We start from the raw sequence: 19803 nt of genomic DNA, 5'->3' as shown, positions 1-19803 counted from the left end.
TTATCTCCTTTGTGATTAAATCTACATTTTTGGTATAGACGTTTGGCCTACTATAAATATTCTATTAAAAGGGGTGCATAGTGTCAACTATACTACCCCTTATAAAATCAAACATTTTTCGTCTATTTAATTAGATTTATTTAATCTTAATGATGCCTACTTCACCTTTTGATTGCTTACCTGGTTTTTCAATTACAACTTGTTGTCCTTCAGCTAAGTTTGTAAATACAACAGGTGTAATTGTAGAAGGTGCATTTTCACGAATAAAGTGTAAATCAATTTTAACTAATTGTTGACCTTTTGTTACTTTCTCACCTTGTGATACCAGTACTTCAAAGCCTTCACCATTTAGTTTTACAGTATCAATCCCAATATGGATTAAGATTTCTTTTCCACCATTAGATAAGATACCAATCGCATGTTTTGTTGGGAATACATTTACGATTTCCCCATCTACTGGAGATACAACTGTACCTTCTGAAGGAATAATCGCAAATCCATCACCCATCATTTTTCCAGAAAATACCTGATCTGGTACTTCTGTAATTGAGATTATTTCACCTTCAATTGGATTAATAATCGCCTCTTCAATAGTAGTATCTACTGCTGAAGCTGTTTCTTTATGTGCTTCTTGACTAACAACTGGTGTTTTTCCAGTCATAATGTCTTTAATTTGTGATTTTAATGTATCTGATTTAGGTCCAAAAATTGCTTGAATATTATTTCCAACTTCAAGAACTCCAGCTGCACCTAATGCTTTTAAACGATCTTTATTTACTTCATCTTTTGAATTTACTTGTACTCGTAATCGTGTGATACATGCATCTAATGAAGAAATATTACTTTTTCCACCTAAAGCTTGTAAAATTTCATATGGTAATTCATTAGCTGGCGTATTACTTGTAGTATCTTCAGCAATTGCATCTTCGCGTCCAGGAGTTTTTAAATTCCATTTTCTAATTGCAAATCGGAAACCGAAGTAGTAAATCACTGCTAATACTAAACCGACGATGATTACCCACCACCAGCCAGTTCTATTCGGTAAAACACCGAATAATAAGTAGTCGATTAAACCACCTGAGAAAGTCATACCAATTTTAACATTTAATAATTGCATGATCATAAATGATAAACCTGCAAAGATTGCGTGAATTCCAAATAATACTGGTGCAACAAATAAGAATGAGAATTCAATTGGCTCTGTAATACCTGTTAAGAATGAAGTTAATGCTGCTGATGCTAAAATACCACCAGCGATTTTTTTATTTTCAGGTTTTGCTTCATGATACATAGCTAATGCAGCAGCTGGTAAACCAAACATCATGAATGGGAATTTACCTACCATGAATGTACCAGCAGTTAATTTTACTCCGTCTTTTAATTGAGCGAAGAAGATTTTTTGATCCCCGTGTACAACCATACCAGTTTTATCAGTATATGAACCAAACTCAAACCAGAATGGTGCATAGAAGATATGGTGTAAACCAAATGGAATTAATGAACGCTCAATAACACCAAATACGAATGCGGATAATGTTAAATTCGCATCAATCATATTATGTGAGAATGAGTTTAAACCGTGCTGAATTGGCGGCCAAATAAAGCACATTAAAATACCAAGTAATACTGAAAACGCCGCTGTAGCAATCGGTACAAATCGCTTACCTGCAAAGAAACCTAAGTATGATGGCAAATCAATTTCAAAAAACTTATTGTAAGCCCATGCAGCTAAAATACCGACGATAATCCCACCAAATACACCTGTTTGTAATGTAGGAATTCCTAATACATAGGCAAATGATGGATCATCAAATTTAGCAATATTTAATGCTTTATCTAAAACAACATATTGTCCAACATCTTTGAACACACTCATTGTTTTATTCATAATCAGGAATCCAACGATCGCTGCTAAACCTGCAACACCTTCTCCTCCTGCTAAACCAACGGCAACACCTACTGCAAATAATAATGACAGATTACTAAAAATGATGTCACCGGATTGTTCCATAACTTTTGCTACTAGTTGGAACCAGTGCGCGTCAAGAAACGGTAAATACTTTAATGTTTGTGGATTTTGAAATGCATTACCGAATGCAAGTAACAATCCAGCAGCTGGTAAAATTGCAACAGGAAGCATAAGCGCTTTACCAACTTTTTGTAAAACTCCAAAGATTTTCTTAAACATTGTTTTCCTCCTTTTATCCAAACAAAAAAGGCATGAGCAGAAAAAATGAGATTATTGAATCCTGGATATAGTTTCCCCTACCCAAGTATAATAATTCACATTTTTTCAACTCATGCCTGATCGAATCAGTAACACGTTTAATGTGTACAGTATTCAATTATGTTTTTTTTTATGATTTCGCTTTCATTATATCTATAGATTTTAAAAATATCAAGCCAAATTACCTATTTTTTTTTAATATTAATTTACTATGTTTAAAAAAGCGCAATTGCTCTTTAGGCTTATTGAATTATTTATTAATTTTACTCTGAACAAGTCGTTCTAAGTGTAAGGTTAAGTATATTACTTCGGCTTCACTTGCTTTTTTATTTAATGAAGCTTGGATTGACTTTAAAATTTTCCATGCTAAATCATAGCATACCGGGTATTCTTTTTTTAAGATTATGCCCAAAGCTGGTGACTCTTCAGATGAATTACCATGAAATATACGGTCAATTAAAAATCGCAAATGACGAACTAATCTTGAATAATGAATACTTTCTTTATCAATTTCAATTTGTAAATATTCTTCTATATAAATTACTAAATCTTTAATGATCTGAGAAAACTTATTTACATCCGATACAACTTCCATCGATAAATTACTAACGATATGAAGAGTTACAAACCCCACCTCTTCGATCGGTAAATTTATATCTATTTCTTTATTTATCAAATCAATAACTTCTTGTGCAATTTTAAAATACTCTGGATACATTGCTTTCGTTTCTTGTAAGAAAGGATTATCGACATTATAGCCTTCTCTAATACGTTTAATCGCAAATATTAAGTGGTCTGTTAACCCTATATGAATTTGCTCATTTAAAGTACATCCTGTTCTTTCAGAAATTAAATAAATCGCCTGCTGCAGCGTACCCATTAATTTTTCATCCATAAAGTTAATTAATGATTTATATTGTTTTTGTTTTTGTTCATCTTTTAAGATAAACATTTTTTCTACTACACCTTCGGAAATTAAATCTCCTCTAGTTTTATTAAAACCAATGCCTTTACCAAGCAAAACTACTTCGGTATGATCGGGATTTTTCGCTATTAAAACATTATTATTAAGAACTTTTTTGATTGTATAACATACTGACATCTCTGACATTTTTTTTATCACCCCCAAGTTTAAAAAATCGCTTTTATATCATAACATAATTTTTCTGAAAAAGTTAAAACGCAGTTTAAGTTTCATAAATTAATCATATTTTTTTGATAATCTATTATAGTAGGATAGAATATAAAAGTATAAATATAAATTGAGTAGGTGTTAAGAAAAATGATTAAGTTATTTGTTAGTGACCTAGATGGGACGATGTTTCACCAAGGTCAACTATTTGAACATGATGTAGAAGCATTAAAAACCCTTTTAGATCGTGGTGTTTTATTATGTTTTGCTTCCGGACGTTTAGATTATGAAATCGTAAAAATTATGGAAAGCTTAGAAGGTAATTTCCATCGTATTAGTATGAATGGAACTTATATTTATTCAAATGATGGCGAAGCATTGTTAGATGCAACATTCCATCCAAGTATAATCGATAAAGTTTACGAAATGATTTCACACGATAAATTTTTAATCTATGTAGCTGATAATTCAACTTACTATATCGAAGAGAAAACTGATTTAGTAAGAGAAATTGAAAAGAACTCTAGCATGAATGCAGTTGAATTAAAGACACTAAAAACCGATTTAGGTAAATCGATTACCCCAAAAAAATATGTAGTTTTAGGTGAAGATGAGGACTTACTTGAGCTTCAAAAAGAATTACAAAAAGAACTACCTGAATTTGTAACTTCTTTTATTTCTGCTAAAAATTGTTTAGACATCGTTCCAGTTAATGTGAGTAAAGGTTCAGCCATTCAAATATTAATCGATAAATTAGGAATTAAACCTGATGAAATTGCTTGTATCGGTGATGCATACAATGATATCTCAATGTTTGAACTAACTCCTAATAGCTTTGCAATGGAAAATGCTGATGATGAAGTTAAGAAATATGCTTCGTATATCGTTCCTTCTGTAGCCGAAGCTGTTAATATTGTTTTACAAATTAAGTAAGAGGAAAGGGTGCTACTTAAGGCACCCTTTTTCTTATTGAAATATAATGTATGGAAGTCACCGTTTATGAGTTAGTATTTTTCTGGTTTTCCCTTTTTTACTTACTCAGGATCCATTTATTATACGTATTTCAAATCATTTTACCGAAATTTCTTCTATTATTGATTCCTTCACTCCATTTCTTCTTGAATGGGGCCCTTTAATTGCAGTTTCCCTAAATTTAATTGCAGATATAACTTTTTTATTTGCAGATTTACCAATTTTATTTGCAGTTTCGGCTTTTTTATTTGCACTTCCACAAATTTAATTGCAGTTTCAGCCATTTTATTTGCACCACCGCTGGCTTGACCACTATACAATGAAAAAAGAGTGCTTAAAAAAGCACTCTTTTTAACGTTCAATATCAATTGTAAAACGATAGCGATCAGCTCGGTAAATACAGCTTACATATTCAAGTGGTATTCCTTCATTAATAAATGTTACTTGGTGTAATTCTAGTGCAGGAGAATCCTCCGCTACCTCAAGAATTAATGAATCTTTTTCTGTCATTAAAGATGCTTTAATCCATTTTGTGGCTTTTTTAATTGAATAACCTAATGTAACTTCAAAATATTCATATAAGGAATGATTCAATACTTTTTCATCAATTCGATTTACTAATTTTTTTGGTAGGTATGTTGTTTCAATTGCAATGGGATGATCATTTGCTAAACGACATCTTTCAATTTTAAATATTTCAGAACCACTTTCAATTGATAGCACTTCTGCTAAATATTCATCAGCTTCGATCGTTGAAAAGCCAAGTAGTTTATTGGTAGGGGTCAATCCTATGGATGTAATATCCTCAGAAAAACTCCTTAATGATTTTAGTGATTCCTCAACTTCAATCCCATCTTTTACTGATACAAACGTACCAATTCCACGTTTCCGACTTATTAATGATTCCTTTACAAGATTATTTAATGCTTGTCTTATTGTCATCCTGCTTACATTTAACATCTCACTCAATGTTTGCTCAGAGGGAATTCGCTCACCAGGTTTCCATTCTCCTGAGTTAATTTTAAGCTTTAAAATCTCTTGAATTTGAAAATAAATCGGTAACGGTGAATTTTTATCTAGTTTTAACATTATTTATTACTAAGTGAGTATGCTTCTTCGTCAACAACAATTGTTACGTTGTTGTGGTTTTGGAGTGCAGTAGCAGGACAGTTAATATCTAATTTTCCATTTAACATTTCCTTAACTGCTTCAGCCTTTTTAATGCCTGAAGCCACTAAAATGATTTCTTTCGCTCTCATAATTGAACCAATTCCCATAGTAACTGCGTGTGTTGGGACATCTTCTTCGTTCTCAAAATAAATTTTATTTGCGTTACGAGTTGATTCTGTAAGCTCTACAATATGAGTAGGTGTATCGAATCGTGTACCAGGCTCATTAAATGCAATATGGCCATTCTCACCAATTCCTAAAAGTTGTAAATCTACAGGATGCTTCTGTAGTAATTCCTCATAATTTTTACAAGCTTCTTCTAAATTTTTTGTATTTCCATTTGGTAAATGGTTTTCTTTAAAATTTAAATGGTTAAAAAGCTGTTCTGCCATATAAGTGTGGTAACTTGTTTGATCATCTTCAGCAAGTCCAACATATTCATCAAGATTTACAGTAATGACGTTTGACACATCTGGTTTATGAATACGGAAAAGTTCATATATACCTAGTGGAGATCCACCTGTAGCTAATCCTAATGTGAATTCCGCTTTCCCTTCAAATGCCTTTACCATTTTTTCATATGCTACTCTTGAAATTTCTTCTGCATTTTTTACTACGATTACGTTCATAAAGTCACCTCATTCATATTTTTACCTTGTCTAGTTGTATCAATAACGAAGAAATCAAGAGTCATTTGCACAAAATCAGCGTCTTTACCTGGTTCTAATACGCCCTTATGTTTAAGACCAAATTCTTCAGCTTGGTTTATTGATGTCATTTGTACTGCCTCTTCAGGACTACAGCCAGTAAATGCCATAATGTTTCTGAATGCATCATCCATTTTTAAAATACTACCCGCAAGCGTTCCGTCTTCTAATCTTGCACTTTTATTTTTTACAAATACAGGTTGTCCACCTAATTCATATTTGCCGTCCTCTAACCCTTTTGCTCTCATCGCATCAGTAATTACACTTATTTTTTTAGCACCTTTTAGGCGATAAGCAAGTTTTACCATATCAGGATGAATATGAATTCCATCAGGTATCATTTCTACCATTACTCGGTCATCAAGTAATACATGTCCAACTGTTCCTGCTTCACGATGATGCATAGGTCTCATTTGGTTGTACAAATGTGTAGCATGGAAAATATTTCTACCTTCAAAATCTGAACGGATCGCATCAGAGTGACCTACTGTGCCAACTACATTTGTGCGTTCTAGTTCTTTTTCTAACTCTTTTGCACCTTCAACCTCAGGTGCATAAGTAACTAATTTAATTAATCCACCAGAAGCTTCTTGCCATTCTTTGAATAGTTCAACGTCAGGGTTAATAATGTATTCTAATGGTTGTGCTCCAGCTTTATTTTTATTAACAAACGGTCCTTCTAAGTGAATATATTCAAAATGAGCACCAAGTTTTTTAGCCTCGTTTAAAGACTTTAAAGCATTTTTAATATTTTCTTTAGATTGTGTCATTGTAGTCGGAAAGAAGGTTGTTACCCCTTCCTTCATCATTTCTTTACTCATCGTTACCATTGAGTTTGGATCAGCATCCATTGCATCGACATCATATGCTCCGTGAATATGGATATCAATCATTCCAGGAATAATAACTGTTCCTTTTCCATCAATTGTTTCTTCACCTTCATTTTCGTATCCATTCATATGACCAACAGAAGAAATTTTTTCATCGTATCGAATATAACCATTTTCAATTACTTCTGTACCTGTGTAAATTTTTACATTAATAATTGATTTCATTTACTCTCCTCTTTCCTTTGCTTAAGAAGTCTTCGCCAATACTCCAATATAGAAAGTAGTGTTTACTTAATCATCATACACATTCATTTATATAAGTACCTTGATTTCTTCATAACTATTTTATGATATATACTCCTAGTTGTCTATACTACTAACGAGTAATTAACAAAAACGTCACAAATAATGACTGATATAGATACCTAATATCCTCTCTATTTAAAAAAGAAGAAGTAATGGTTATTGTCCTTCAAGGATCTACCAAAACTTCTTCTTTTTCAATATATAAATTATGACCATTTGTTGATAACTCGATATCTCCGAACTGGTCCGTTGTATATTGCTTAATACCTAGATGATTTAACCGCTTCATTACTGACCGATGTGGATGACCAAATAAGTTAAATTTATCATATGAAAGGATTGCGACTGTAGGATTTACAGCAAATAAAAACGCTTCTGAAGTTGATGTTGATGATCCATGATGCGGAATTTTTAGTACTTGAGCATTGATATTCTCATTTTTAATTAATCTTTTTTCAGTGTTCCTTTCAATATCTCCAGTTAATAAAATTGAAATGTCATTATATTTAACCTTCAATACAATTGAACTGTTATTATTTGTATACGATTTTTTCCCGCTATTTAAAACAGTAATTTCTACATTAGGGTCAAGCATTACTTTTTCATTTAACCTTGCAACACTAATTGGAATATTCTTCTGATACGCTTCTTTCTTATATAAGTAATAAGAATGTGAATTATATTTTTTCCCACTATCCAGGATTTTTGTTATATTAACACTATTCATTACTTTTAATAACCCACCAATATGATCGATATCTGGATGTGTACTGACTAATAGATCAATCGAATTTATATGTAGTCGTCTCAGTTTTTTTATAACGACTCCTCCATGTTCAACATCTCCTCCATCGATCAGTACAGTCTTACCATTTGGTAAAATCATAACCATGCTATCTCCTTGACCTACATCAAAAAAGTAAATTAATAACGGGTGAGTAATATAGCCGTAATTTGTAGTTCTTGCTTCACTATTTATGTTATTACTAAAAAAAGCAGTAAAAAAAATAAAGATAGAAAATATGAGAGAGTATCGTTTTCGATTTTTGTTCATTCACACTTCCTCCTGACATTATTTTCTCATAGCCATTTCAAAAGTATGTATGATGCCCATAAAAATAAGTTAGGAATTGAGTATACTTCAAATTGGAATTGTAATTCAAATCAGTGATAAAAATCATTCCACTGCATAACAAAAAAAACTGTAAGCAATTTTTCGCTTACAGTTTTTTTGTTACTCAAATACTTCCTCTAGTTTTTTAACTACTAATAAGGAGTCACTAACTTGCGTAGTCGTTTGATTTGTAATGTAAACACCGTGCATACCTAGTTTTAATGCAGGAGAAATTTCATTAATGAAATTATCACCGATTGACACAATTTCATGAGGCATGACATTGAACTTATTCATGATCGTTTTAAAATGGTTTTCTGTTTTTAATGGCTTCTTACCATCCGTAATTTCTAGGTGAAATAATTCATTTAAATTAAGTAACTTCAGTAATCTAGTTACATCTTCTCGATCAGAGTTCGTTAACAATACTAATTTTTTAGAATCCTTAACTTTTTCTAAAGCCTCTTTTAATCCTTTTATATAAGGAATACTAAACTCTTTTGTTGCCATATACTCTTTTGTTTTATCATAACAGTGATATACGTCTCTTGCACCGTAGTGATAACTTGCTACTAAAGGAATCCACCAACCATCACCTACTGGGATATATGGTAATTCATAATGAATTTTTTCAAGATAATTCTCTGGAAGTTCTTCTTTAGAAAGTAGCTTCCCTTCCCAAGTAAATACTTGTATTGGCTTCAATGTAATTGGATCTAATGAAATGATTAAATCATTTTCTGTGTCATAAATTTTTCCAATTGTTAGTGCATGGTCATAATCTTTTATTTTTTTATAATCCTTTAAAAAAGAATCACGCTTTTCTGAACTTATTTCATTAGCTAGTAATTTAGCATAGTAATCGTAGTGCTCAGTACCATCATACAAAGTACCATCTAAATCAAAAACTAATACTTTTGAATTCATTAATAAATTATGCATTTCCTACTCCTTAGCTGTCTTTGTCTTTTACGTCTAAAATAAAATCAAATGATTTTTGATCGTCATTTAATTTAAATTCATAAAATATTTTATACATACCTGCTTCAGGTAAATCAAGTTCATAGTTTACTTTTGAATGATTAGTAGGATTACTAATTAACTTAAAATAGGTTCCTTCTTCATTCATAATATAAAATTGCTGATTTGTAAATTGGGAACGTTTTTTAAATTGATCAAAATCAAATGTAATTTTACTCTTAGTTTTTGGAAGAATTGAAGTATATAGTAGGGAAACTCTATAATCATCAGTCTTTTTCGTTAGAATAGCTGTCGGAAATACTTCTGATTTTTTGTCCTTTTGTTTTTGGAATATCTTAGTATCAAGCGTTTGATTATTTAAAAATATACTAACATAATAAGGAATGTCTTTCTTAAAAGAATACTTAAATGTAAATTGATTACTTCCATTATATACTGGTTCAATGACTTTATAAGATTTTAATTGATCTGTCGTAATAAATATTCTGATTTTTTCCCGTTGTAACACATTCAAAGTTCTAGAGGATACGGTTACTTCTTGTGAATTTTTTTTAGTTGTAAGATTCCATTTTACCTTTTGAACTTTCAGTTGGCTAACCTGACTACCACTTGATAATATACTATGATTAACTAGACGATTGCTAATTAATAGAATAATTAATATAGCTATACATAGAGCTGCAATAAAACGAAATTTCATAGATCATTCTCCCTTAAATAGGTTAAAATTAATAATTTTTAGTTATTTCAAGAAAGCTGAAATTCTAATTGTAAACTCTTTCATTATTTTATCACCTGTGCAATAATTAAAATTCGCCATAAATTATCTGTATTGGTTAATTTTGTCTATGAATATTTCTATATTTAATATGTACTACGTCCATCTCACTTTTTCCTTTAAGCGACATACAAATAAGAATGTTTTTTATTTAAATGTAGAAACTAACATACTGATAATGGATGGGCTATTTACACACAGTTTTAAGGAGGATCATTAAATGAGTATACATATCGGTGCCGAACAAGGTGCAATTGCTGATAAAATTTTATTACCTGGTGACCCATTAAGAGCTAAATATATCGCAGAAACATTTTTAGAGGATGTTGTTTGTTATAATGATGTACGTGGAATGCTTGGTTTTACTGGTACATATAAAGGCCAAAGAATTTCCGTTCAAGGTACTGGAATGGGAGTACCTTCAATTGGTATTTATGTAAATGAACTAATTAATAGTTATGGTGTAAAAACTTTAATTCGCGTTGGTACATGTGGTGGACTTCAAAAGGATGTAAAAATTCGTGACGTCATTATTGCGATGACGACTTGTACAGATTCAAATATGAATCGTCAAACATTCCCTGGTTTCGATTATTCTCCATGTGCTAGCTTTGATTTATTAAAGAAAGCGTATGAAGGTGCAGTGAATAAAGGGTTAAATGTTAAAGTAGGAAATATTTTAACTTCAGATCTTTTCTATCGAGACAGTATGGACATGTATGAAAAATTAGCTAATTACGGAGTGCTTGCTGTAGAAATGGAAACAACTGCATTATATACAATCGCAGCAAAATATAATGTAGACGCACTTACTGTTTTAACTGTAAGTGATCATATCTTCACTGGTGAAGAAACATCTGCACAGGAAAGACAAACTACTTTTAATGACATGATTGTCATCGCGTTAGATGCGGCAATCGCTTAATATATCTTTAAAAAACCTGGGATTATGATCTCAGGTTTTTTAGCTTTTAAAATATTCTTTTTATCAAATCAGAAAAGCCTAGAATATTCTTTTTCTGGGCTCTATAAATAACTAAAATTTAAATTTCATGACCAAACGTCGTTTTTATACCACTTTACATCCAATCAAAGGTACAATAGCAATATCGAAAATCAAATTAAGGATGGTAAGGAATGAAGAAACAGCAATCAATTTTATTTTTCACCTGGATTGTAAGTATTATTGCAACACTAGGTAGTTTATCATTTTCAGTTATTAATCATTGGACACCTTGTTCATTATGCTGGTATCAGCGAATCTTTATGTACCCAATTGTTTTTATATTAGGAATCGCTTTTTATAAAAATAAAATAAAAGATGTTATTTATGTTTTACCTTTATCATTAATAGGTATGTGTATTTCAATCTATCATATTTTAATTCAAAAAGTTCCTGCACTTAAGGAAACAGCAACACAGTGTGGTCCAGTCCCTTGTACTGGGGATTATTTAAATTGGTTTGGATTCATTACAATTCCAATGCTGGCATTTGTTGCATTCCTACTTATTAATATTTGCTGCATAACTCTGTTACGAAAATCAAATTAAAATAATTCAAGCTGCTCGGTAGAGGATGGTCCAAATTCAATACCAAGCAGCTTCATTAATTGTTTAGCATTATCCGCTGCATCTCCACCAGAATTATTATTAAACAGTATACAAATTTCTTTTGTGTTTTTTGATAACTGTTCAATTCTTTCTAACCATTCATATAATTCTTCTTCATTATATCGGTATAAATAACGTACCTCACGCCAATTATCTTGTCCATTGTGATTCCATCCATATATATTTCGGCCATGGAAACGGATTAAAGTTAAATTTGGATTCGTAGGATGTAATACGATTGGTATGCTTCCATTACCTGCTTGTGGCTCATCACAAATTGAATGAATCCATCCTTCATTCTCCATAAATTTCAACGTTTGTTCATAAAACTTAGGATAAAACCACGTCTGATTACGAAATTCTAAAATAGCAGGAAGACCTTTAAGTTTACTTTTTAAAGTTCTTAATAATTCAACATTTTCTTTTTTACAATTAAACCATGGTGGAAACTGAAATAATATACCTTTTAATTTATTCGCTTCAATTAAAGGCTGGATTGATTCTAAAAATGGCGTTAACAGTAAAATTTGTTCCTCTTTAGAATAGGTTTGCCTTGAATGGCCGGTGATACCTCCATACGCTTTAACGATAAATGAAAAGTCAGCGGTTGTTTGATTTACCCATTTTTGATAGTTTGATTGTGGCATAATACTATAATAGGAAGAATCAATTTCAACAATAGGAAAATGCGTACAATATTGTCTCAATTTTTTTGAAGAGTGAATCCGATCAGGGTATAAACTATCATGATCGCCCCACCCAGTAACTCCAATTTTTATTTCCATACTTCTCTCCCATTAGTTCTTTCATTACTAATTAATTATTTCTAATTTTCATTAAAATAAACGAATTAGTTTGATATAATTGACTACAGTATAATCTTATTTTAGTAGAAATTGGAGTATAGTGTAAATGATTAACGAGACAGTACTAGAATTAAAAAATAAAATAACCGAGCTTGAAGAAAAAGTAAAAACGTATGAAACAATTTTAAATACAATAACTTCCGGATCTATATTTTCAAATGAAACTCGTGAATTATCAAATTCGAATCATTTAACTAGAAATACAAGTTTATGTAATACAAATAATGAAACACTTCCATTACATACTAAATTCTCTACCTTTTTATTTAATAGTCGCAGAACTTTGCAATCGATCTACGATGCTTTACCGCATCACATAGTATTTATCGATAAAGATGGGATCATTACGCTATATAACCAACAAGTTGCGATTGATTTTAGAATTACTAAATACGAATTAATCGGACGACATATTAGTAATTTATTAAAAATAGACGATAAGGACATTTGTTTACTACAAACACTTTATTCAGGTGAAGAATTTTATAATAAGGAAATTTTAAATATTAACTATGGTATTATCAATACCCGTATCATCCGTGATATAAATGGAGAAATTTCAAGAGTAATTGGTATTTTTCATAATTTAAACGAGGCAAGGGATTCTGAAAAGCTAGCAATGTCAGGTAGAATTGCTGCAGGTATAGCACATGAAGTCCGCAATCCACTTACAACTGTTAGAGGTTATTTACAATTCTTGCAAGAAGACGCTCCACCTAGGTATAAGCAATTGTTTAATGATTTATTGATTCCAGAATTAGATAGGGCAAATGGAATTATTACTGACTTTTTATCTATTACAAAGAATGCGAACTATAAACCAGAGCCAATTAATATTAATGATTTCTTATCGAATCACATAAAACAACTATTATTTAGCGAAACCGTTTTAAATAATGTTAAAATTGAATACTACCTATCTGAGGAATTAATAGGAGCACATATTTTCTTTGATAAAAACCAACTTGTACAAGTTATTTTAAATTTATTTCATAATGCATTAGATGCAAAAAAAGAAGGTCTGCTTACAATTATCATTGCAACTTATATTGATAAGGATTTTATTTATATCACATTAAAAGATGATGGATCAGGAATTCCACCTTCAGATTTACCATATATATTTGATCCGTTCTTCTCAACTAAAGATGACGGTACTGGACTCGGTTTATCTTTAACTAAAAAACTAATCCAAAATCATAACGGTACTATATGCGTAAAGAGCGATAATAATGGAACTACTTTTACAATTACATTACCAATTAAATAGCTTTATTCACTCTGTTAAATATCCATTACTTAGTGTAACAGTTTAATAATCAGTGTTTAAGTCAAATGAGATTGAACAATAACTTAAAAACTAATCAATTAAACTGATATATCTAAAATTTGCTCTTATTTTTAATTTCCTAAAAAACAATTACTATAGTTTGTTTGTATATTAAAATTGTTGAAACACTTTAACATTTAAAAGCGTTAATAAATATAAAAAAATGAATTTTAACATCAATACTATTCCACTAAATTTGGTTTCCCTATAGACCGTTTTATATTTCACATCTAAAAAAAGACCAAAACATCAAAGTTTTGGTCTTTTTTATTAAACAGATAATATGATTTTTCCGGTTGATTTTCTACTTTCTAATAGATCGTGAGCAAGTTTACCTTCTTTTAAAGGAAACACAGTAGGTTGTTGTACGATTAATTGTTTAGTTGCAATCCAATTAAATAGCTCTTTACTTCTACGTAGTCTCTCTTCTTTCGAAATTAGCACATTCCACAAGTCTCCACCAGTTAGTGTTTTTGAAGTATCCATTAACATTCTTGGATCAATATGAACTGGATCCCCTCCAGCCATTCCATAAAATACAACTGTACCGTGAACTTTTGTTGCTTCAAAGCTTTCCATTATTGTAGATCCTACTGATTCATATACAACATCTACACCATTTTTTTCTTTTGTAAACTCTTTTATTTGTGAAACCCAATTATCACTATATAAAAATACTTCTTTCGCACCGATTGATAAAGCTTTTTCTCTTTTTTCTTGTGATGAGGTTAATCCGATTACCTCTCCACCTTTTAAAAGAATCATTTGAGTCAATAATTGGCCAACACCACCTGCTACTGCATGAACAAGTGCAATATCACCAGCTTTTATTTTATAACTATCATTAATTAAATAATGGGCAGTTAACCCTTGTAGCATAATAGACGCAGCAATTTCAAAATTAATTTCATCTGGAATTGGTACAATATGAGATTCCTTTGCAGCAACATACTCTGCATTCGAAAAAGGAACATCTGCAAACGCTACGCGATCTCCTACTTTATAGTCTTTTACATCAGAACCGACTTCGGTAATAATTCCAGAACCTTCATACCCTAAAATATACGGAGGATCACCTGCTAAATGATAATTTCCTTTACGACGGTAGATATCTGCAAAATTAACACCTACAGCTTTCATTTCAACTAATACTTCATCATTTGAAATTTTAGGTGTTGCTATTTCTTCATATTTCAATACGTCTGATTGACCAAATTCTCTAAAAACAAGTGCTTTCATTTACATACTTCCTTACATTTAAAATTCAAAGACAAAATCCTCATCTGTTAATTTTTCCACTGTAACTGCTTTTACATACCCATTACCTTTAACAGAGAAGAAATCATGATTTTTTGTATCCGTTTTTAAACCATTTAAAACAATTGGATTAATATCTTCTTCATCAAAATAAGTATCAAAGCCTAAGTTCATTAACGCTTTGTTTGCATTATATCGAATAAACTTATTAACTTCATCTACTAAACCTATTGAAGAATAAATTTCTTCAGTATATTGTAACTCAATTTCATATAATTGAACTAATAATGACATTGTTTCATTGTAAAGTCGAGTTTTTTGTTCATCAGCAAATTGGTCATAAATTTGTTGCGCTAATAGTCCAACAAATACACCGTGAATACTTTCATCTCGTAAAATTAGATTAATAATCTCACCACTAGCAGTCATTTTACCTTGACCGGCTAAGTATAACGGGAAGAAAAATCCACTATAAAATAAGTAACTTTCTAAAAATACACTTGCAACCATTGCCATGTATAACTCTTCATCCGAAACATCACGCTTTAATAAATTTAGATAATAAGAGGAAATTAATTCCGATTTTTTTGTTAAAATTGGATGCTCGTCCACCCATTTAAACAAATCTTCAATTTCATCTTCTGTAGCTAGAGTTGTAAAAATATGCGAATAGCTTTTAGCATGTACTTCTTCCATCGCACCCATGAACGCTAGTACACTTTTTGCTTGTAAATTTTTAAGATGAACTAAGATTAAAGGCATACCTTCTCCGCCTTGCTTAGTATCTAATAATGTTAGACCGCCTAAAACCTTTTTAAATGCTGATTGTTCTTCTTTTGATAATGTATTCCAAGTATTTTTATCAGATGAAACGACAATTTCTTCTTCAGTCCAAAACTGTGATAGATTTTGCTTCCAAAATACTAAACTAAACTCATCTTCTTTTTTATTCCAGTTAACAGCTTTCATTCATATTTCCCCCTAATCATAAAGAAAGCTCGATGATATAGAACAATATGCATAAAGCATTCTATATTCGAGCTTTTCATTTTAGATCATTAAGTAATTTAATTTAGACTATTGAACTCTTTATATACTAAAGTTCAATACTACTTTTTTATACTGAACAACTTATACATTCTTCTACACTCAATTTACGAGTACGTGTGTAATATAAACTCTTTAAACCCTTTTTATTAGCATAAATATAGTATCTAGCAAGCTCTCGCGTTGAGATGTCACTGTTTACATAAAGAATAGTACTAATACCTTGATCGACATGCTGCTGAATTTCAGCAATTAAGTCGATTAACTTAAATTGGTTAATATCATAAGCTGATTTATAATACCAGAAACTATTTTTTGATAAATATGGCATCGGATAATAAGTTGTTGAATTTGCGTAAGTTCTAGACTCTATAACATTTACAATCGGCATAACCGATGAAGTAGCATTTTGAATGTAACTAATCGATTGTGTAGGCGCGATTGCTAAACGATAGCTGTTATATAATCCATACGCTTGTACTTGCTTACTTAATGTAACCCAGTCAAATTCATTTGGGATATAGATTCCATTAAATAATTCCTTTACCTTATCTGTTTTAGGTTCAAATGATTTTGAAGTATACTTTTTGAAATAAGTTCCTTTAGCGTATTCACTCTTTTCAAAATCCTTAAACGTTTTACCAGTTTCTTTAGCGATTAGCATACTTTTTTCAATAGAATAATAGTTTACCATCATAAAGAATGTATTCGCAAAATCCTTAGCCTCAGCACTTTCATATGAAATTCCATTTTTCGCTAAAAATCCATGCAAATTCATTGCACCTAGACCAACCGAATGAAGTTCTTCATTTGCCTTTTTCACTGTAGGTGCATTCTCTATTTCCGTCATATCTGTTACAGCTGTTAATGCTTCAATTCCAACATGTACAGATTCTCTGATCGCTTTATTTTCCATTACATTTACAATGTTTAATGATCCTAAATTACAATTCACATCACGTTTGATTTGATCTTCTTCGCCATAGTTATTGATGACTGATGTTTCTTGTAGTTGAAAAATTTCTGTACACAAGTTAGACATTTTAATTTCGCCAATATCCTTTAATGCATGCTGCTGATTAGCATTACTTTTATACATCAAATATGGATAACCAGATTCTAACTGAATCGCAGCAATTTTTACTAAAAGATCACGTGCACTTAAATCTAGTTTTTTCTTTTTAACTCGCTCATTATTTACTAACTCTTCATATCTTTCATCTATATCAAAATCATCTAAATGAATTCCATACTCTTTATACACTGTATATGGTGCAAATACATAGAATGGTTCATTTTTTTCTGCTAATTCAAAGAATTTATTTGGAACAATTAAACCGATTGATAGTGATTGAATTCTACTTTTCTCATCGGCATTGATTTTTTTTGTATCAAGAAATTCAACTACGTCCCAGTGGAAAATATTTAAATAGGTTGCACCAGCACCTTTACGTTGTCCTAGCTGGTTAGCATATGAAAATGAATCCTCTAATAGCTTCATAACAGGAACAACACCACTTGCAGCGTTATCAATTTCCTTTATTTGCTCTCCACGAGCTCTAAGTTTTGATAGATTTAATGCAACACCACCGCCGATTTTTGACAGTTGCATTGCCGTATTAATTTGAAATCCTATTGAATTTAAACTATCATCCATTTCTAATAAGAAACATGACACCAATTCGCCTCTTCTACTTCTTCCAGCATTTAAGAAAGTTGGAGTAGCTGGCTGATAGTTTTGTTGAATCATCATTTTTGCTAATTTCAATGCTTTTTCAATATTGCCTCTTCCTAAATATAGTGCAACGATCGCAATTCGATCTTCATATCCTTCTAAATAATGCTTTCCATCATTAGTTTTTAATGCGTAATCTTTAAAGAATTTTGATGCGGCCATATATGATTGAAAAGTGAATCCTGCATTGTATACTAACTCATATAATTTTTCTATTTCATCAAAGGAGTAATCCATCTCAACATTATAATAGTAGTTTTCTTGAATCATATAGTTTAAGCGTTCTTTTAAAGAAGAAAACTGAATCTTTTTATCTTCAACTTCTTTTAGGAAACAAAGAAGTGCTTCTTTATCTTTTGCGAGATCAAAAAAACCATCTTTTTTAATCGTCAATTCATTATTCAGCTCAATATGTCTCAAGCTTTTCCACTCCCTCAATAAAATATTGTACATCTCGACTTGTCCCTGACAGTTCAAACTTTGATAACACTGGAACTTGATAGTCTGATGCTATTTTATCTGCACTTGCTGCAAAAGAATCTCCCCAGTTTTTATTACCACTTGCACTGACTGCTTTTAAATACTTCGAATTACTCTCCAAAAAAGTACTTACGTTTTCAGGTACGTTACCAAATCCTGTAGTATAGGTTACGAGAATATACGGTACTTCAATTTTTAGTCCATCTTTTATTTGGATTGACGGCATTCTAACTTTATTGACAAATCGCTTAACATTGCCAGTCATTGAACTGTAAACTATCACCATATTATCACCCTCGTTAATATGTAAGAATATTGAAAATACTTATATTATATACCTACATATTGTATTACCTTTTTAGAACAAACACAACATATAGGTACTGAAATTAGAAAATAAACATTTCGACAATATGTCTCGAAATAAAACAATATATGAAATTTAACAAATTATGGAGAAGAGTGCAATAAAGTGTAAAACGATTTTTTTGTCAAATGAGGTCATAACATTTTCACAAAAAAAGTACTCATTAACACCTTGCGAAATAAGAAAAAAAGCTAAAAAAACTTTTTTTTTTCGCAAACTTTTAATGAGTACACGATTAAAATAATATTATTTTGACTTTAGATTTTAACAAAAACAGTTAACTTCTTGCTTCTTCCAAGTAAGTATAAATTACATGGCCTCCATGCTGAGCGATTCCTCGAAAGTGCTTAAAATCCTCTCGATTAACAATTATTTGTCTAAATGTTAAAAAATCATCTTTTGTAACGCTAATTTCTGAAATCTCACCTTTAACTAGCTGATCAATCAAATTGATAAATTCATTTTGTTCCATATAATCACCCTTTATTATTTTGATCGTTTTTTTGATGGCTACAAGAAATAAACTTCAATCCTAACATTAACAAAGAATGTACTTAATGGAAACTAAATCGTTACATCAAGAATTTTTTCTGTAACAGCTAAATTCATATTTTTATTATTTACTAAAATTACTTCAGTTTTTCCATCTTTTAAAACTAAAAATGCTTTAGGAATTACTTCTACTCCTGTTCCAATACTCGCAAACTCGTATGATGAATGAGCTTCGCCTAGCGCTAAAATCATCTCAAAAAATGGTACTAAAATAATGTTTTCAAAAAATAAAATCGGATCACCTATTAGCGTATTACTACTAACCAAATTTTTAATTTCATTTGAAATTTCTACTTCAAACTCTTCAAACCATTCTTTCAACAAACTAACCTCCTGAAAGT

General features: G+C 30.9%; 20 protein-coding genes. 4 read left to right on the top strand and 16 right to left on the bottom strand.

Annotation, left to right across the window (positions count from 1 at the left end; translation table 11 throughout):
* Positions 1–136 precede the first annotated feature (136 nt).
* Positions 137–2188 (bottom strand): glucose-specific PTS transporter subunit IIBC, encoded by a 2052-nt coding sequence (ptsG, locus tag COJ46_RS14010; RefSeq protein ID WP_097975743.1) that lies wholly within the window; start codon positions 2186–2188, stop codon positions 137–139.
* Between the two features lie 289 nt (positions 2189–2477).
* Positions 2478–3329 carry a glucose PTS transporter transcription antiterminator GlcT gene (gene glcT, locus COJ46_RS14005; protein WP_097976180.1) on the bottom strand — a complete coding sequence of 284 codons (852 nt, stop codon included), beginning with the start codon at positions 3327–3329 and terminating at the stop codon, positions 2478–2480.
* Positions 3330–3509: 180 nt separating this feature from the next.
* Between glcT and COJ46_RS14000 the strand changes: the two genes are divergently transcribed.
* A complete protein-coding gene (locus COJ46_RS14000) occupies positions 3510–4292 on the top strand; it encodes a Cof-type HAD-IIB family hydrolase (RefSeq protein ID WP_097975745.1) in 783 nt (260 codons plus the stop codon).
* A gap of 170 nt (positions 4293–4462) precedes the next feature.
* On the opposite strand, the gene COJ46_RS24510 is transcribed toward COJ46_RS14000, so the two are convergent.
* The 7 genes from COJ46_RS24510 to COJ46_RS13970 form a co-directional block, all read right to left on the bottom strand.
* Positions 4463–4615 carry a hypothetical protein gene (locus tag COJ46_RS24510; RefSeq protein ID WP_176522514.1) on the bottom strand — a complete coding sequence of 51 codons (153 nt, stop codon included), beginning with the start codon at positions 4613–4615 and terminating at the stop codon, positions 4463–4465.
* Between the two features lie 67 nt (positions 4616–4682).
* On the bottom strand, positions 4683–5420 hold the full coding sequence (locus COJ46_RS13995; RefSeq protein ID WP_097975747.1) for a GntR family transcriptional regulator: 738 nt from the start codon (positions 5418–5420) through the stop codon (positions 4683–4685).
* Positions 5420–6130 carry a glucosamine-6-phosphate deaminase gene (nagB, locus tag COJ46_RS13990; protein WP_141437782.1) on the bottom strand — a complete coding sequence of 237 codons (711 nt, stop codon included), beginning with the start codon at positions 6128–6130 and terminating at the stop codon, positions 5420–5422. Before nagB ends, COJ46_RS13995 begins: the two co-directional genes overlap by 1 nt.
* Positions 6127–7263, bottom strand: coding sequence for an N-acetylglucosamine-6-phosphate deacetylase (gene nagA, locus COJ46_RS13985; RefSeq protein ID WP_097975749.1), 1137 nt, complete (start codon positions 7261–7263; stop codon positions 6127–6129). The genes nagB and nagA overlap by 4 nt, the downstream gene beginning before the upstream one ends.
* A 247-nt stretch (positions 7264–7510) precedes the next feature.
* On the bottom strand, positions 7511–8398 hold the full coding sequence (locus tag COJ46_RS13980; RefSeq protein ID WP_097975751.1) for a ComEC/Rec2 family competence protein: 888 nt from the start codon (positions 8396–8398) through the stop codon (positions 7511–7513).
* 180 nt (positions 8399–8578) lie between these two features.
* The gene (locus COJ46_RS13975; protein WP_097975753.1) at positions 8579–9400 is read right to left on the bottom strand and encodes an HAD family hydrolase; all 822 of its coding nucleotides are present in this window, start codon (positions 9398–9400) and stop codon (positions 8579–8581) included.
* 10 nt (positions 9401–9410) lie between these two features.
* Entirely contained in the window at positions 9411–10139 is a 729-nt protein-coding gene (locus COJ46_RS13970) for a hypothetical protein (protein ID WP_097975754.1), read from the bottom strand.
* A 298-nt stretch (positions 10140–10437) separates the two neighbouring features.
* On the opposite strand from COJ46_RS13970, the gene deoD reads away from it, so the two are divergent.
* Both deoD and COJ46_RS13960 read left to right on the top strand, forming a co-directional pair.
* Positions 10438–11142 (top strand): purine-nucleoside phosphorylase, encoded by a 705-nt coding sequence (gene deoD / locus COJ46_RS13965; RefSeq protein WP_097975756.1) that lies wholly within the window; start codon positions 10438–10440, stop codon positions 11140–11142.
* Between the two features lie 212 nt (positions 11143–11354).
* Positions 11355–11768, top strand: a complete 414-nt coding sequence (locus COJ46_RS13960; protein WP_097975758.1) for a disulfide oxidoreductase — start codon at positions 11355–11357, stop codon at positions 11766–11768.
* Here the strand turns inward: COJ46_RS13960 and COJ46_RS13955 are convergent.
* Positions 11765–12613 carry a DUF72 domain-containing protein gene (locus COJ46_RS13955; protein WP_097975759.1) on the bottom strand — a complete coding sequence of 283 codons (849 nt, stop codon included), beginning with the start codon at positions 12611–12613 and terminating at the stop codon, positions 11765–11767. The genes COJ46_RS13960 and COJ46_RS13955 overlap by 4 nt on opposite strands.
* Before the next feature lie 127 nt (positions 12614–12740).
* On the opposite strand from COJ46_RS13955, the gene COJ46_RS13950 reads away from it, so the two are divergent.
* Complete coding sequence (locus COJ46_RS13950; protein WP_097975761.1) at positions 12741–13964, top strand: two-component system sensor histidine kinase NtrB; 1224 nt, start codon at positions 12741–12743, stop codon at positions 13962–13964.
* Between the two features lie 330 nt (positions 13965–14294).
* Here the strand turns inward: COJ46_RS13950 and COJ46_RS13945 are convergent, their stop codons facing one another.
* The 6 genes from COJ46_RS13945 to COJ46_RS13920 all read right to left on the bottom strand — a co-directional run bounded on the left by COJ46_RS13945 (position 14295) and on the right by COJ46_RS13920 (position 19783).
* Positions 14295–15263, bottom strand: a complete 969-nt coding sequence (locus COJ46_RS13945) for a quinone oxidoreductase family protein (RefSeq protein ID WP_097975763.1) — start codon at positions 15261–15263, stop codon at positions 14295–14297.
* A gap of 18 nt (positions 15264–15281) precedes the next feature.
* A complete protein-coding gene (gene nrdF, locus COJ46_RS13940; protein ID WP_097975765.1) occupies positions 15282–16250 on the bottom strand; it encodes a class 1b ribonucleoside-diphosphate reductase subunit beta in 969 nt (322 codons plus the stop codon).
* Between the two features lie 148 nt (positions 16251–16398).
* Entirely contained in the window at positions 16399–18483 is a 2085-nt protein-coding gene (nrdE, locus tag COJ46_RS13935; protein WP_097975767.1) for a class 1b ribonucleoside-diphosphate reductase subunit alpha, read from the bottom strand.
* A complete protein-coding gene (gene nrdI, locus COJ46_RS13930; RefSeq protein ID WP_025671746.1) occupies positions 18470–18829 on the bottom strand; it encodes a class Ib ribonucleoside-diphosphate reductase assembly flavoprotein NrdI in 360 nt (119 codons plus the stop codon). The genes nrdE and nrdI overlap by 14 nt, the downstream gene beginning before the upstream one ends.
* 358 nt (positions 18830–19187) lie before the next feature.
* On the bottom strand, positions 19188–19382 hold the full coding sequence (locus tag COJ46_RS13925) for a hypothetical protein (protein ID WP_025671747.1): 195 nt from the start codon (positions 19380–19382) through the stop codon (positions 19188–19190).
* 92 nt (positions 19383–19474) lie between these two features.
* Positions 19475–19783 (bottom strand): spore germination protein GerW family protein, encoded by a 309-nt coding sequence (locus tag COJ46_RS13920; protein ID WP_097975769.1) that lies wholly within the window; start codon positions 19781–19783, stop codon positions 19475–19477.
* Between the last annotated feature and the right edge of the window lie 20 nt (positions 19784–19803).

The sequence above is a fragment of the Bacillus sp. AFS077874 genome (assembly GCF_002566505.1).
Classification (GTDB): Bacteria; Bacillota; Bacilli; order Bacillales; family Bacillaceae_G; genus Gottfriedia.
The sequence above is the reverse complement of the archived record's forward strand: the minus strand, read 5'-3'. Positions and strand labels throughout refer to the sequence as shown.